General features: G+C 47.7%; 14 protein-coding genes. 1 reads left to right on the top strand and 13 read right to left on the bottom strand.

Annotated elements, in window-relative coordinates; genetic code table 11:
• Positions 1 to 80: 80 nt before the first annotated feature.
• The 9 genes from LBCZ_RS06525 to LBCZ_RS06485 form a co-directional block, all read right to left on the bottom strand.
• Entirely contained in the window at positions 81 to 1,133 is a 1,053-nt protein-coding gene (locus LBCZ_RS06525) for an IS30 family transposase (protein ID WP_041084718.1), read from the bottom strand.
• 725 nt (positions 1,134 to 1,858) lie between these two features.
• A complete protein-coding gene (locus LBCZ_RS06520; RefSeq protein ID WP_025013415.1) occupies positions 1,859 to 2,569 on the bottom strand; it encodes a uracil-DNA glycosylase family protein in 711 nt (236 codons plus the stop codon).
• A gap of 94 nt (positions 2,570 to 2,663) precedes the next feature.
• Positions 2,664 to 2,999, bottom strand: a complete 336-nt coding sequence (locus LBCZ_RS06515; protein ID WP_025013416.1) for a DUF6176 family protein — start codon at positions 2,997 to 2,999, stop codon at positions 2,664 to 2,666.
• 92 nt (positions 3,000 to 3,091) lie between these two features.
• The gene (locus LBCZ_RS06510; RefSeq protein WP_225435445.1) at positions 3,092 to 4,561 is read right to left on the bottom strand and encodes a S41 family peptidase; all 1,470 of its coding nucleotides are present in this window, start codon (positions 4,559 to 4,561) and stop codon (positions 3,092 to 3,094) included.
• Positions 4,503 to 4,745 (bottom strand): YozE family protein, encoded by a 243-nt coding sequence (locus tag LBCZ_RS06505; protein WP_010488395.1) that lies wholly within the window; start codon positions 4,743 to 4,745, stop codon positions 4,503 to 4,505. The genes LBCZ_RS06510 and LBCZ_RS06505 overlap by 59 nt, the downstream gene beginning before the upstream one ends.
• A gap of 2 nt (positions 4,746 to 4,747) precedes the next feature.
• Entirely contained in the window at positions 4,748 to 5,266 is a 519-nt protein-coding gene (msrA, locus tag LBCZ_RS06500; RefSeq protein WP_025013418.1) for a peptide-methionine (S)-S-oxide reductase MsrA, read from the bottom strand.
• Positions 5,267 to 5,290: 24 nt separating this feature from the next.
• Positions 5,291 to 5,932, bottom strand: coding sequence for a YpmS family protein (locus LBCZ_RS06495; RefSeq protein ID WP_025013419.1), 642 nt, complete (start codon positions 5,930 to 5,932; stop codon positions 5,291 to 5,293).
• Between the two features lie 5 nt (positions 5,933 to 5,937).
• Positions 5,938 to 6,783, bottom strand: coding sequence for an SGNH/GDSL hydrolase family protein (locus LBCZ_RS06490; RefSeq protein WP_025013420.1), 846 nt, complete (start codon positions 6,781 to 6,783; stop codon positions 5,938 to 5,940).
• A gap of 483 nt (positions 6,784 to 7,266) precedes the next feature.
• Positions 7,267 to 8,109, bottom strand: coding sequence for a DegV family protein (locus LBCZ_RS06485; RefSeq protein WP_025013421.1), 843 nt, complete (start codon positions 8,107 to 8,109; stop codon positions 7,267 to 7,269).
• Between the two features lie 193 nt (positions 8,110 to 8,302).
• Between LBCZ_RS06485 and trhA the strand changes: the two genes are divergently transcribed.
• Positions 8,303 to 8,944: a PAQR family membrane homeostasis protein TrhA gene (gene trhA, locus LBCZ_RS06480; RefSeq protein WP_025013422.1), complete on the top strand. Its 642-nt coding sequence runs from the start codon at positions 8,303 to 8,305 to the stop codon at positions 8,942 to 8,944.
• A 128-nt stretch (positions 8,945 to 9,072) separates the two neighbouring features.
• Here trhA and LBCZ_RS06475 read toward each other — a convergent pair whose 3' ends face one another.
• From LBCZ_RS06475 to LBCZ_RS06460, 4 genes are all read right to left on the bottom strand, one after another.
• Positions 9,073 to 9,564, bottom strand: coding sequence for a dihydrofolate reductase (locus LBCZ_RS06475; protein ID WP_025013423.1), 492 nt, complete (start codon positions 9,562 to 9,564; stop codon positions 9,073 to 9,075).
• Between the two features lie 116 nt (positions 9,565 to 9,680).
• On the bottom strand, positions 9,681 to 10,631 hold the full coding sequence (locus tag LBCZ_RS06470; protein WP_025013424.1) for a thymidylate synthase: 951 nt from the start codon (positions 10,629 to 10,631) through the stop codon (positions 9,681 to 9,683).
• A gap of 27 nt (positions 10,632 to 10,658) precedes the next feature.
• Positions 10,659 to 12,551, bottom strand: coding sequence for an ABC-F family ATP-binding cassette domain-containing protein (locus tag LBCZ_RS06465; RefSeq protein WP_025013425.1), 1,893 nt, complete (start codon positions 12,549 to 12,551; stop codon positions 10,659 to 10,661).
• A gap of 95 nt (positions 12,552 to 12,646) precedes the next feature.
• The gene (locus LBCZ_RS06460; protein WP_025013426.1) at positions 12,647 to 13,102 is read right to left on the bottom strand and encodes a hypothetical protein; all 456 of its coding nucleotides are present in this window, start codon (positions 13,100 to 13,102) and stop codon (positions 12,647 to 12,649) included.
• Between the last annotated feature and the right edge of the window lie 78 nt (positions 13,103 to 13,180).

The raw sequence follows: 13,180 nt of genomic DNA, 5'->3' as shown, positions 1-13,180 counted from the left end.
TTGCAAGAACAAGTTAGCCAGTCGTTGAGGACAATCCCAGAACAGGCCGTTATCAAATAGAAGTTGTGGCGCTAGAGAGACTACTGGGCCATGCGGCGAACGCGCCGAGCTTCGGCCTCAAAGTTTTGCTGGGGTGTGCAGTAGCCCTGTTGTTTGCGAGGCAACTGATTCAAGCGGTCTTGCGTGGCCTGCACTTGACTAGGGCTAATGTCATCTAGGGACATGCCCTTAGGGAAGTCCTGGCGGATCATCCGGTTATGTGCCTCGTTGGTGCCACGGTCGCAGGACGTGTAAGGATGGGCGTAGAAGATCTCAGTTTCCGTCCCAGCAAAAGCAGTATTTAAGGCGGTGAACTCGGGTCCGTTGTCGGCTGTGATGGTCTTGATGCAAGCTCCCCATTCGCGCTTGATTCCACGCAATGCATAGCTCACAGAGTCTGCATCTCGTCCTTCGATCAAGCGGAGAAGTTGGCAACGGGTCTTGCGCTCAATCAGAGTCAAGATGACGCTCTTCTTGCCATTGCGTTTACCGACAATGGTATCCATCTCCCAGTGACCGAACTGCCTGCGTCGTTCAACGACCTTAGGCCGTTCCTCGATACTGCGGCCAGCCAGGCGCTTAGCCTTGGTGTGGTGCTGGTGAGAGGTCTTCCGCTTAGTCTTCTCCAACAGGTCGATATTTCGAATCTCTAGGCGTTGGTCGTCAATGTACTGGTACAAAGTCGAGGCACAAACAAGCTCTTCAGGAGTAAACAGCTTGTGTCGCTTGGCATAGCCGATTGAAGCATCCGGCGACCATTTGTCCTGCTTAGCTCGCTGTACGTACCAGGCTAAGAAGACCTGTACGCTGGCGAACTTGTCAGGACGATGGCAGCTCAAGCGTGCAGTCTCGTAACGTGCCTGAGCAGCCTCTGGCAGGTATTGTCGATGGTAGACGCGCTTGCCATTACTCTTCTTGACCTGATCTACTGTACCTCGCTTGATTTCATTATTAATGGTCTGCGGGCAGACGCCAATTTCAGCAGCAATCCAACGATTGGACTTCCCAGCTTGGCGGAATCCGGCCACTTTTCCGCGCTCGAGTGATGTTAAGTGCTGACCTTTTTGGCGGTGTGTGCTATCCTGTTTCTGCATCAAGACAATATCCTCTTCCATTGTTTGGGTAGGAACTTCAATGATACAGGATATCTGTTCTTGATGTTTTTTATTGTCCAAAAAATTTTGAGACAGTGGCTAACTTGATTCTAAAATGCGCGCTTGTTTAAAGTTTGATTTTGAAAGTTACCGATGCTTATGTTACACGAGAAAACAAGTACTGCCAATACGATTCAAAACACTGCATCACTCAAATCAAATTATTCCCAATATTTTTTACAACCAGTGAATTCCATGATACAATTTCTATAGTTGAATAGAGGCCATCGAGTTGCCCCTCGATGGCCTCAAGCGTAGTTCACAAGACTGAGGTAAAGCTAGTTCTTACGAGCTGGCTTTTTTAGTATCTGGCGATCCTCGGCGTAATTGAGATACGCCTTGGACAAGATCCAGACAGCAATGGCAAAATTAATCATCGCGAACTCTCCAGTTACTCCGATTTTGCATTGACCTCACCTCCGCCTTCAGATAAATAGTTAAGGGGTGGTGTCCTGCAAAACTGCTGGGCTAGATCTCTTTCGGGAGCTACCCTTGTGATGCTAGCTTATCGTTAGTATAGCAAACCACTTAGATATAGCATAGACTTTGAGCCTAAGTTTAGTGCGGTTCAGATAAAAAAGAGTTTACTTCACTCCATAGTAAAAGATGGCTCTTTTTTCCTAAAAGCTTGTCCAAATCGTCGAATAGCCATAACGCTTGTGTCGTCAGGTTCTGCTTAATGCTGAAATGTATTTTTCCACATAAAAGTCCTTGTTTTTGAAATTATATTGCATAATATAGCGTGGGTGTTCAAGTGGGACAATTGATTTAAAGAAGTGCTCTGTCTGATTAATTTCATTTAATGCTTTATAGTTTTCGCCACTTCCAATGCAATAGCAAACTTCCGTGTTCACTCCAAATTTAATCTGGGATCGCAGTGAATGCACATTAAGTGGTGACAGCTTTTGCTGAAGGCGTCTGTTCTCATAATAGTTGCAATTGACCTCATTGCCCTTTTCATTTATTTTGATCAATCCTAGCGGGCATACAAAACTTAGGAAAAAGTCTTTGTAAAATTTATCCTTACCACCGTACTTGTCCATAACGTCGTATAAGAAGCTTGATGAGCCTCGATTAACTCGAAATTCATTAATTGTAATACCGGTCTCCTTTTTAAGCTCATCTTCATCTTCAAAAGGCACGCCGGTTATCGCTGTTCCTCGGCGTGCAGGTGAACTTCCAAGTATCAACCGCCGAGGCTTGGTGTCATTAAAATACTTTTTATAAAATGTCGTCATTGTCTCATTGACGGCATTTTTTTGAGCACCGCTAAAAGGATTGACTATACGATAGTTTCTGGGCAAATCAATTGAGACTTGCTTGAGGCTTTCACTAAATGCCAATACTTTGTTGGCAAAGGTTTCCTGCTGATCCATCTGTCTTTCTCTCCCCTTGGTACTCTTCGTGGCAGCGAGTTGTCTCTTCACCATAAACAAAGTTCTTTAAAAATATGATAAACCCCAAAGCTATTCAGTTACCTATCAGGTTCGGATTAACAAATTCATTTTCCAGCCGGAACTTCAAGCTTGGAACCGATTCATCAATACATTCACGCCAAAAAGCGACATGAACCTTATCAATCGGATTGGCACTTTCTGCAACGTCCGGACTAGGCGCTGTTTGTTCAGAATACCAGCACAGATACATCCGATTATTAAACGTAAGCGAAAAGATTCGCTCAACGGTGATGTGTTCAGGCACTAAGGTTGCATTGACAGCCTCCTGATGGCTTTTCAAGAAAGCCATCCATTCTTGGGCACGCGCAATTTTGTCGGGATGGACAGCAAATCCTTCTAATTCAATCAATGTTGTTCAACTCCTCCGATTATTTCCTTAACCTTACAGAAAAGCGCACACCCAATCAAGGCATGCGCGCATCTAAACAACTTCAATCTAATTTACTTCGTGACTTCCTGCACCGCGGCTTTCACCATCGGATCATCTTTCGTCAGCTGATCACTCAACTTCTGGGCAAGAGCTGCCAAGGTTTCCTGATCGGCTGTGCCGGTTGCGTCGAGTTTGTTGGCTTGCTGGAAGGATTTGACGGCAGCTTGAGTCGCATCGTCGTATTGGCCGTTAACGTTAACAGAACCAACTTTCAAAGCCGTCAACATTTGCTGCAGGGATTTCACATCGCTACCCTTGTCTCCGGGCTTGAGCTGGGTCGCATTAATCAACGTGATTTTGGCCGCAGCCGGATAGTCAACCTTCACATCGGGGGTTAAGCCCTTGTGGTTGATCCAGGTGCCGTCTGGTGTGAGCCATTTGGCAACGGTCAGTTTGAGCTCTTTGTTACTGCCCATTTCGCCGACATTTTGAACGGTGCCTTTACCAAAACTCTTCTCACCGACTAACGGAATATTGCGGTTTTGGTGCAATGCAGCCGCCGTGATTTCGCTGGCCGAAGCTGAATTGCCATCAATCAGCACCGCGGTTTTCTCAGTGATCTTAAAGCCGCCATCAAGCTTCTTGCCAGCTTTGTAGACCTCTTTGGCGCCGTTACGGTCTTCGATTTGCATCACGGTTTGCCCGTTCTTGGAAAACATCGAGCTGATCGACAAAGCAGTTGTCATCATGCCGCCAGGATTTTGGCGCAGGTCGAGTACAAACGACTTCGCGCCTTCTTTGCGCAATTTCTTAACGGTTGCTTTGAATTGCTTCACAGTCGGTTCGCTGAAGGTGGAGATCGTGATGACACCAACCTGCTTGTTTTCCGGCGCAAGCTTGCCAGTCACGGTATCAACCGTAATCTTCTTGCGCTTCATGGAAAATGTTGCCTGCTTGTTGCCGCGCTTGACCGTCACTGCAACAGTCGTTCCGATTTTACCGCGAATCTTGTCGACCGCTTGCGAGACGGTCTTTTTGGAGACATCTTTCCCGTCAACTTTGAGCAGAACGTCACCTACCTGCATGCCTGCTTTTTTGGCGGGCGTGCCTGGCAAAATGCTGGCAATCGACAAACTGTCATGATTTTGTTGAATCGTGGCGCCAATCCCCCCAAACGAAGCAGAGATGGTGTCGTCAAGGTCGGTTTTGTCATTGTTTTGCAGATAGACCGAGTACGGATCGTCAAGCGTCCCCAACATCCCCTTGATCGCCCCGTCTGTCAGCTTGGTCGTGTTCACCTTTTTGTAGTAATTGTTGGTGACTGTTTCGTACGCGGAAACGACAGGTGCCAATGCCTTAGGAACGCCGGTTTTCAGCACGCTTTGTTGGGCCTGCTGATACGACAAGGCATAGCCGCCTGCTGCACCGCCGCCAAGCGCAACTACAAAGATCAAAATGACCGCCCACAGTGGAACCTTGTGTTTATTGATTGGAATCGCCTCCTGTGCTTTCGCTGGCCAGATAGTCGTGGTACGTTTCATCAAAAATCGCCATTGTCGGCAGATAATTACCGTTTAATTCCAGGTAATCACTTAGCCGATGGTAATCTTTCTCCTGTTTCGGAAAACTTTGATCCAGAAAAGCGTTCTTGGCAAACTCGGCAATTTCCCCATGGTCATTGGGATTGCGCAATGTCATGAGATATTCGTAAAAAGTCCGATGCATGATTAGTCCTTCCAGTTTTTGTCAATAAAAGCTTGGCGTTGTGCATGTTCCATTGCGTACCGCCGCGGATTTTTGGCATAAAATTGCTGATGCTCCGGTTCGGCCGGATAAAACGGCTTGGCCGGTTCAATCTGCGTCACAATTGGGTCGGTGAAGCGTCCGCTGGCTTCTAACGCCGCCTTCGACGCTTCAGCGGCTTTGCGTTGCGCTTCGTCTTTCACGAAAATAACCGGCCGATAATTGTCGCCACGATCCTGAAACTGTCCCATGGCATCGGTCGGGTCGGTTTGTTGCCAATAGATCCCCAGCAATGTCGGGTAATCAATAACGTCTGCATCAAAAGTGATCTCAACGGCTTCGGTATGGCCGGTCGTATGCGAAGATACCTGTTCATAAGTTGGATTAGGCACATGCCCACCGGTATAACCGGAAACCACATTTAAAATGCCAGGTTGTTCCTCGAACGGTTCAACCATGCACCAAAAACACCCGCCGGCAAAAATAGCAGTTTCTTTTTTCATGTTTCATCAGCCTCTTTCTAATGGTTACGGCTCATCAGGCAGATAAACCGCAAATTCAAGATCATCATTGGTGAGATCCAATTTGGTGGCCTTTAGTGTCATCCCATTTTGAAGTTTAAATTGGCTCAATTTTAGCACAACAGTTCCGGCCTTACTATTCAGACTTACCCAACGCGGGATTTTATAACTATTACCGATATAACTCATGACAAAACTAATCGGCACCGGTAACGCACCGACATTCAGATCCTTCGCTTTGAGCAGCACGTCGCCATTTTTCAGAACCAATGGATCGAACGTTAACTGAAATTTAACGGAATTGCCAAGGAATTTGAACTTACCGCTTAACGCAGCCTCGTTCGTACCCAGCGTCACCGCATATTTGACGTTGCTGTCACGCAGATAATTTTTTAAATAGTGGGCCATGATGCGATTGGCACTGGCTTTGGTGAGCTTCACGGTGAAAACCGGTTCATTCGTGGCCGTGGCGGTTTTAGCGGTTGTGTTGATGTTCACCGGTGTCAAAATTGTCTTCGTGAACCAGATACCGGTTCCCAGCAGTAACCCGACCAGCACAAGCAATAACCATTTCCACCAGTTAATCCCGGTTCTGATTTTTTTGGGCTGCGGCGTGTTTCGCTGACGTGATCGTTTCTTTGCTTCCATCCTACCTACTCCCACTCTTTCTTCGTTGCCTGTATTTGTTTCATAAGCTGCTTCGTCATCTGCGCATAACCAGCATTATTGGGATGAAAATGATCCTGAGAGAAAATAAGCGGATTACCTTCGCCGGAAGTTGCTTCTTTGAGCGCTTCTTTAGCCGAAGCCTTGTTTGCTGCTGTGTCCCCGCTCGACAAAACGCTGTCAATATCAACGTAGTAAACGTGTTTAAACTGTTGTAATGTTTTTTGAGTCGCTTGATTCCAGGCAGTGACGCTGTTGGTCATCGCCGTCATTTTTGGAAAATAAACGTAAAATGGATTGTAAATGCCAAAAACGTAAATCGGCGCAGATGGGTTTTCCTTGCGAATCGTGGTAAGCAGCGTCGTCAAGCGTTTTTGAAACGCAGCACTGCCTGCCGTGATTTGCTTTTCGGACAACGTCAAAAAGTGCTTTTGGAGGACATGCATTAAATCATTTCCGCCGGCAGTCATGGTAATGATATTGACGCGTTTCAGGTCAGTACGGATCTTGGCCTGTTTGTTGATGCGGTTGAGAATTTGCGTGCTGGTGTCGCCGCTGACCCCGTAATTTTTCGTCGTAACCTGATACTGGCCGGTTGCCTCTAAATCGCTTTTCGTTAACCCGACATACCCGCCATTATTGGTTGCGTCGCCGACACCATAAGTTAACGAATCGCCAACCGCCGTCAGTTGGATTTGCTTAGGCGTGCTCGAGGCGACTTTAACCTCACTTGGGCTAGTTGCTGGTCCAAACAGCTGCCACCCGCCAAACGCCAGCAGGCAGGCAACCAGCACGACGCTACAAGCTATAAAAATATTTTTTAATTTAGCCATATTGCCCCCCATGAACGCATGTGTTGTTAGTCATAATAGATTATTGTACTTGACCGCGGGTGAATAAACAAAGGTGAATGCTTTTTGATGTATTTTTATGGTATCGATACCAGTTGGTTTGCTGGTTTTGTTAGTTGGGTTAAGTCAGAGGTGTTCTATTGCGGGCAAAAGTGTAGCGGGCTTTCGCGTTCTATAACGCGTTCACCAGCCCAGAAACCTCCACATAAGGACCTTGGTCGCAATAGCCTGAGCTGTGTTAAGGATGGCGGCGTTCTATTGCTGGCAATATTCAAATTGACTTACGCATTCTATAACGCGCTCGCAGTCGCAGAAATCTCCGTGTAAGGACCTCAGACCTAAATGGCCAAAACCCAGCCATTTAGGGCTGAGGCCACTTACACTCCGATTTCTAAGCGCTCCTGCTCGCGCTCAAACAAAAAAGGCCAACGCCTCCGCGCCGGCCGATCGAAGTTTATATAAAATTTAATCAACGTAATAAATGATCGCAAGGGCGCCGGGACCGGTGTGGGTTGCGATGACCGGATCGGTTGGCCGCACCAGAACCGGGACGCTTGGTAAGACTTCCGCAATGCGCTTGCCAACGTCTTCACCTAACTCGGTTGCACCCGCCGTTGAAATGCCAACACTTTTTATATTCGGCATTTTGGCCATTTGACTGATTGTTTCAGTGATAAAGTTATTGATGGTCTTCATGCCGCGGCCTTTGCGTAGCGCTGACAACTCGCCATCTTTCAACTGCAAAACAACTTTAATATTCAAGAATGACGAAATCAAACCGGAAACGCGACTAATCCGTCCACCTTTAACCAAGTTATCCAAACTCGTGACCCCTAAAACCAATGTTGTGTTGTCGCGGATTTGCTTGATTTTATCAAGAATCGTTTGCAGATCCTTACCGGCCTCTGCCATTTCCGCAGCTGCCAAAACCTGAAAGGCCAGCCCGCGATCCGTCGATAACGAATCAACGACCGTCACTTTGCCCTTTGCAAGTTGCGCGGCCTGCCGTGCTGAGTTAACGGTGCCACTAAGCGTTTCCGTCATATGAATCGCCAACACCTGGCTCCCATCGGCAGTCAACTTATCGAAAACATCCGTAAAAGTGCCGATTGCCGGCTGGGATGTCTTTGGCAGATTATGCGCCGCTGCCATTTCATCCATAAAGTCTTCGCGGGTGATCGTTTCACCGTCAATGTAAACCGTATTGTCAATCATAATAGTCAACGGAACAACCGTAATATGGTACTTGCTGATCTCTTCTGGAGTCAGTTGAACGGAGGAATCCGTGACGATCTTGATATTTGCCATGTCTGAGCCACGCTTTCTGTTAGGTTCGTCTACCGTCATAATTATAGCAAACTCCCTAACCAATGTCAGTATACATTACCTAGTTATCATAACTACATTGTGTTGTTTTGTAAACCGTAACATGGTAGAATTTGATATGTAGCAGCGACAGTCGCATTCAAAATTTACACGGCTGTCTTCAAGGAGGTTGGCAATGCGCGTGTCAAAATCAAGCCATTATGAATTTAACAATGAAATGTTTAGTGCCATCACCCATGCGTTCGCACTCGGCTTGGCTGTGATGGGAACCGTCATGTTAGGCGTTAAGGGAATCAACAGTGGTAGTCAGGTCGAATTATTCAGCCTTATCGGGTTCGGTGTTTCGCTGATGTTGCTCTACACTGCTTCAACTGCCTTTCATGGTTTCTATTTTAGCAAGGCCCGCCATGTTTTGCAGGTACTGGATCACTCCGGCGTCTTCATTTTAATCGCCGGTTCCTACCTGCCGTATTGCTTGGTGGCCATTGGCGGCAAACTCGGTACCGGTCTTTTAATCGCCATTTGGACTTTATGCCTCGGGGGAATTGGCTATAAGCTCTTTTTCCTGAATCGCTTCAAACATTTGGAAACCATGATTTATGTGGTGTTAGGTTGGCTCTGCGTGATCGGCATGGTTCCGCTATGGCATCACCTGGGCCCGGTCGGATTCAGCTTATTAGTGGCTGGCGGCCTAGCTTACACTGGTGGTGCCATGCTCTACTTGCAAAAAGGCATCCCATACATTCACGTTATCTGGCATCTCTTCGTCATCCTTGGCAGCTTGTGTATGTACTTGTCGATTTACTTTTACCTGTAAACGTAAAATAGCCACGAAAAAACGTCTCTTCACATGACTGGAGAGACGTTTTTTCGTGGCTATTGCCGCTGGGTTTTTGTCACAGGCAGGCTTTGCTGGCAAATACTAAAACATACAAAGGTAGAGCCTTAAGCTTTCTTTTTCCAAACTTCATACGTGTGCGTCAAATCTGGATTGGCATCTTCAACAGTGCGGCTGGATACTTTGGTGAAGGCATCCCAGTCTAACGGGATCATTTTCGTATCGCCATCAAAGCTTCCGGCTAATCGCGTGACCAGCAAAGTATCAACGTCATCTTTAAAGGCTGTAAAGATTTGTGCGCCGCCTGCGATAACGAGATCTTGGTCAGGGTGCTGCTTGGCGTAAGCGAAGACCTCGGGGACATCATGCAGCACCACAGCCCCCGGCGCCTGATAATCGGCTTGATGGGTCAAGACAACATTCGTGCGCTCAGGCAGCGGCCGCTTAGGAAAGCTTTCGTAGGTACGCCGACCCACAACCATGATTTTGCCCACCGTTTGTGCCCGAAAATAATGCAAATCGTCTGGCAGATGCCAAGGCAAGTGGCCATCCTTGCCGATAATGCCATTGCGATCCTGTGCCCATAAAAATTCGGTCATATGAAACTCCCCCTTGATCGTTGAAAAATCTCCAAGTCGTTGGATAAACATTTTTGCCATCAATGATTTAATTGATCATACCACGGGCCGCATTAATGAGTCCCCTGACAAGCCCGTCAAACCGCAACTGGCGCCTTGATGGTCGGGTATGGATCATAGTTCAGCAATTTAATATCTTTCATCTCAAAATCAAAAATATCGTGCTTGTCCGGATTCAAAACCAATTTTGGTGCCGGACGTGGGGTGCGTGTCAGTTGCTCTTTGATCTGGTCAATGTGATTGACATAGAGATGGGCATCCCCGAATGTATGAACGAACTCGCCGACTTTTAGCCCGCATTGATGCGCGACTAAATGCGTCAGTAATGCATAAGACGCAATGTTAAACGGTACACCCAGAAAAATATCCCCGGACCGCTGGTAAAGTTGCAAGGACAACTTGCCGTCATTGACATAAAACTGATAAAGCGTATGGCAAGGTGGCAAGGCCATGGTCGGAACATCTTCGGGATTCCAAGCTGACACGATCAAGCGCCGCGAGTATGGGTGCGTCTTGATCTGCTCGATAACATCCCCTAGCTGGTCGATGGTTTGGCCGGTACTGGTGCGCCAGGCACGCCATTGGGACCCATAAACCAACCCGAGATCGCCATATTTCGCAGCGAAGGCATCATCGTTCAAAACCTTTTCGTCGAACTTAGCCATTTCTTCCTGATAAACTTTTGCAAACTCGGGGTCTTTTACCCGGCGATGACCAAAATCCGTCATATCCGGTCCGTGATATTCCGGACTGGTGACCCATTTTTCAAATGCCCATTCATCCCAGATATGGTTTTTGTGTTGCAGTAAGAACCGAATGTTGGTGTCGCCGCGCAAGAACCACAACAGTTCACTTTTAATTAAACCAAATGGCACTTTTTTAGTCGTCAGCAACGGAAATCCCTTGCTGAGATCAAAGCGCATTTGATGTCCAAAAATACTGTAAGTGCCGGTGTGGGTGCGATCGGGTTTGAAATGTCCTTCATCGAGGACTTTTTTTGCAAGATCGAGATATGGCTGCTCTAACATCGTCTTTCCCCTTCTATCGTTTATTGCTCATACATATTGATCCAGCTCGGCGAACCGGTCGAATTTTTTGTCAATCGTCTGGTTGATTTTGTCAATCTTTGCCTGAAGATCACCTAACTTAACGTAATCTTCGCCGTTGACATCGGCCATTTCCGCCTTTACTTTGGCCAAGCGCTCGTCGAGTTCATCGAGTTCTTGTTGCAGTTTATCATACTCTATTTTTTCAGCGTATGTGAGTTTCGACTTCGCTTTCGGCGCAACTTTTTCCGGTGCCGGTTTGGTTGCGACAGGCTTAGCTTTTGGCGTCGTCGGTTGCGCGGCTTGCTTAGCCAGGTAATCGGAAAATTCACCCACAGCGCGGTCAATCTGGCCGTTGCCATTGAAGATCAGCAGCTGATCGGCCACTTTATCAAGAAAATAGCGATCATGCGATACGGTGATCACGGTGCCGGGAAAATGATCCAGATAATCTTCCAAAACGGTTAACGTCGCAATATCCAAATCGTTCGTCGGTTCATCCAAAAGCAAAACATTCGGTTGCCGCATGAGCACCTGCAACAGATACAGCCGCCGCTTTTCGCCGCCGGAAAGTCGCCCGATTAACGTGCCGTGCATACTGCGTGGAAACAGAAACTGCTCCAGCATCTGAGTCACCGATACCCGTTGACCATCTGCCTGCACGACTTCTTCGCCAACTTCCTGGAGATAGGTAATGATCCGTTTATTTGGATCGAGATCGGCATTCATCTGGGTGTAATACCCTAACTGAACCGTTTCTCCTAACGAAATCGTGCCGCTATCCAGCTTCTGTCTGCCGGCGATAATGTTGAGCAAGGTTGACTTACCGGCACCGTTTTGCCCGGTAATGCCGATTCGGGTTCCCGGCTGAACCAACCAGTTAAAATCGTTTAATACGACCTGATGACCGAAGCTCAGGTTGGCGTGGTTCATTTCGATCACTTTCTTGCCGAGTCGCGCACTAGCAATCTGAATTGGATCCAGTTGCTGATCAGGTGCGGGGGCATCGTCTTTGGCCGCTTGCAATTCTTTGAATCGATTGATGCGCGCCTGTTGCTTGGTTGACCGCGCCTGGGCGCCCGCGTGCATCCAGGCAAGCTCCTGGCGATAAAGCTGGGCCTGTTTGTGGTTAGCCGATTTTTCGGCCTCCAGTTGATCAGCCTTTTTGGCGACATATGCCTGATAGTTGCCTTGGTACTGGAAAAGTCGGCCGCGATCCAACTCAAAAATGCGATTGGTGACGCGATCCAAAAAATAGCGATCGTGGGTGACCACGAGTAAGGCGCCGCGATAATTACTTAAATATTTTTCGAGCCAGGCGATAGAATCAAAGTCAAGATGGTTCGTCGGCTCATCCAGCAACAGGAGATCAGGTGATTCAATTAAAACCTGCGCCAGTCCTACCCGCTTTTGCTGCCCGCCGGAGAGGCTACCGACCCGAGCCGACAAGTCATCAATATGCAGCTGTGTCAGAATCGTCTTAATGTCGGTTTCGGCCGACCAAGCATCTTCTTGGGTCATGCGGGCATCGGCTTTGGTGTAGGCATCGGTTTTCGCCTGATTCAGCGGATCCTTGGTGTAGGCAGCCAATGCCCGTTCATACTGCCGAATAGCCTGAAAAACCGGCGAATCGCCGCGATAAATGGCATCCATAATCGGCAGCTCAGGATCAAGATCAGGTACTTGGGCCAGGTAGCTGATGCGATAATTCTTCGGCGTTTTAACCGTGCCGGCGTCTAATGCTTCCAGCCCAGCCAAGGCGCGAATCAGCGTGGTCTTTCCGGTACCGTTCACCCCGATCAACCCGATGCGTTCGCCTTCATTGATTAAAAAGTCGATTTGTTTGAATAATTGCTTGTCACCGTATGCCTTGCTCAGGCCTTCTGCTGTTAGCGTCTGCATGTTGTCCCTCATTTCCCTTGTATCGTTGTCCATCTTAGCAAGAAGCAAGGCACAAGAAAAGGCCGACTCACTTGTCGACCTGTCTGTTTGCTGCCTTAAATCCGCGGGTATTCGTCGTCCACGGTATGTTGGGCATCGATAACGATGTAAAGATGACCATTCTTGGCTAGCTTACTGGTTTGATACTCATTATCAAGCCCACTCGGATCTTTTTGCTTAAACGGGAAGTAAATTTGAACCTGCTTTTTGGCTTCGGCATCGAATACCAAGTCCATTTTTTCAATGTCCTGATATTTCGTAGCGCGACCAAACATGCCCATTTCAAGTGAACCGGTGTTGATGTCGCTTGATTTGACATGATCGGCTTCCGGCAAAATTTCAACCTTGAAGCTCTTGCAAGGATGAATTTCCTGAATCTGGCCGCCGTGAATCCGCCCATAACTGGTGGTTACCCGGCTGATCCAGACATCGGCCAGCTCATCATGCTGGACCGTCCATTCATCACCATTACGAAAATGAAAAACCAATTGTTCAAAAACATGTTCTGCCATTAGAAATCCCCCTTCACGATCACAACAGCATCAAGGTCGGCCAGAAACTTTTGGGAAGCCTTGCGACCATGCATTGAT

Origin of the sequence: Lacticaseibacillus casei DSM 20011 = JCM 1134 = ATCC 393, from assembly GCF_000829055.1 — a bacterium.
GTDB lineage: Bacteria > Bacillota > Bacilli > Lactobacillales > Lactobacillaceae > Lacticaseibacillus > Lacticaseibacillus casei.
The sequence above is the reverse complement of the archived record's forward strand: the minus strand, read 5'-3'. Positions and strand labels throughout refer to the sequence as shown.

What these genes read in the sequence shown, in the direction of transcription:
- LBCZ_RS06465 (WP_025013425.1), bottom strand. Translation starts at nt 12,551, where the DNA reads ATGCAGACGCTAACAGCAGAAGGCCTGAGCAAGGCATACGGTGACAAG.
- LBCZ_RS06505 (WP_010488395.1), bottom strand. Translation starts at nt 4,745, where the DNA reads ATGCATCGGACTTTTTACGAATATCTCATGACATTGCGCAATCCCAAT.
- LBCZ_RS06495 (WP_025013419.1), bottom strand. Translation starts at nt 5,932, where the DNA reads ATGGAAGCAAAGAAACGATCACGTCAGCGAAACACGCCGCAGCCCAAA.
- LBCZ_RS06460 (WP_025013426.1), bottom strand. Translation starts at nt 13,102, where the DNA reads ATGGCAGAACATGTTTTTGAACAATTGGTTTTTCATTTTCGTAATGGT.
- msrA (WP_025013418.1), bottom strand. Translation starts at nt 5,266, where the DNA reads ATGAAAAAAGAAACTGCTATTTTTGCCGGCGGGTGTTTTTGGTGCATG.
- LBCZ_RS06520 (WP_025013415.1), bottom strand. Translation starts at nt 2,569, where the DNA reads ATGGATCAGCAGGAAACCTTTGCCAACAAAGTATTGGCATTTAGTGAA.
- LBCZ_RS06525 (WP_041084718.1), bottom strand. Translation starts at nt 1,133, where the DNA reads ATGCAGAAACAGGATAGCACACACCGCCAAAAAGGTCAGCACTTAACA.
- LBCZ_RS06485 (WP_025013421.1), bottom strand. Translation starts at nt 8,109, where the DNA reads ATGGCAAATATCAAGATCGTCACGGATTCCTCCGTTCAACTGACTCCA.
- LBCZ_RS06475 (WP_025013423.1), bottom strand. Translation starts at nt 9,564, where the DNA reads ATGACCGAATTTTTATGGGCACAGGATCGCAATGGCATTATCGGCAAG.
- LBCZ_RS06470 (WP_025013424.1), bottom strand. Translation starts at nt 10,631, where the DNA reads ATGTTAGAGCAGCCATATCTCGATCTTGCAAAAAAAGTCCTCGATGAA.
- LBCZ_RS06510 (WP_225435445.1), bottom strand. Translation starts at nt 4,561, where the DNA reads ATGAAACGTACCACGACTATCTGGCCAGCGAAAGCACAGGAGGCGATT.
- LBCZ_RS06490 (WP_025013420.1), bottom strand. Translation starts at nt 6,783, where the DNA reads ATGGCTAAATTAAAAAATATTTTTATAGCTTGTAGCGTCGTGCTGGTT.
- trhA (WP_025013422.1), top strand. Translation starts at nt 8,303, where the DNA reads ATGCGCGTGTCAAAATCAAGCCATTATGAATTTAACAATGAAATGTTT.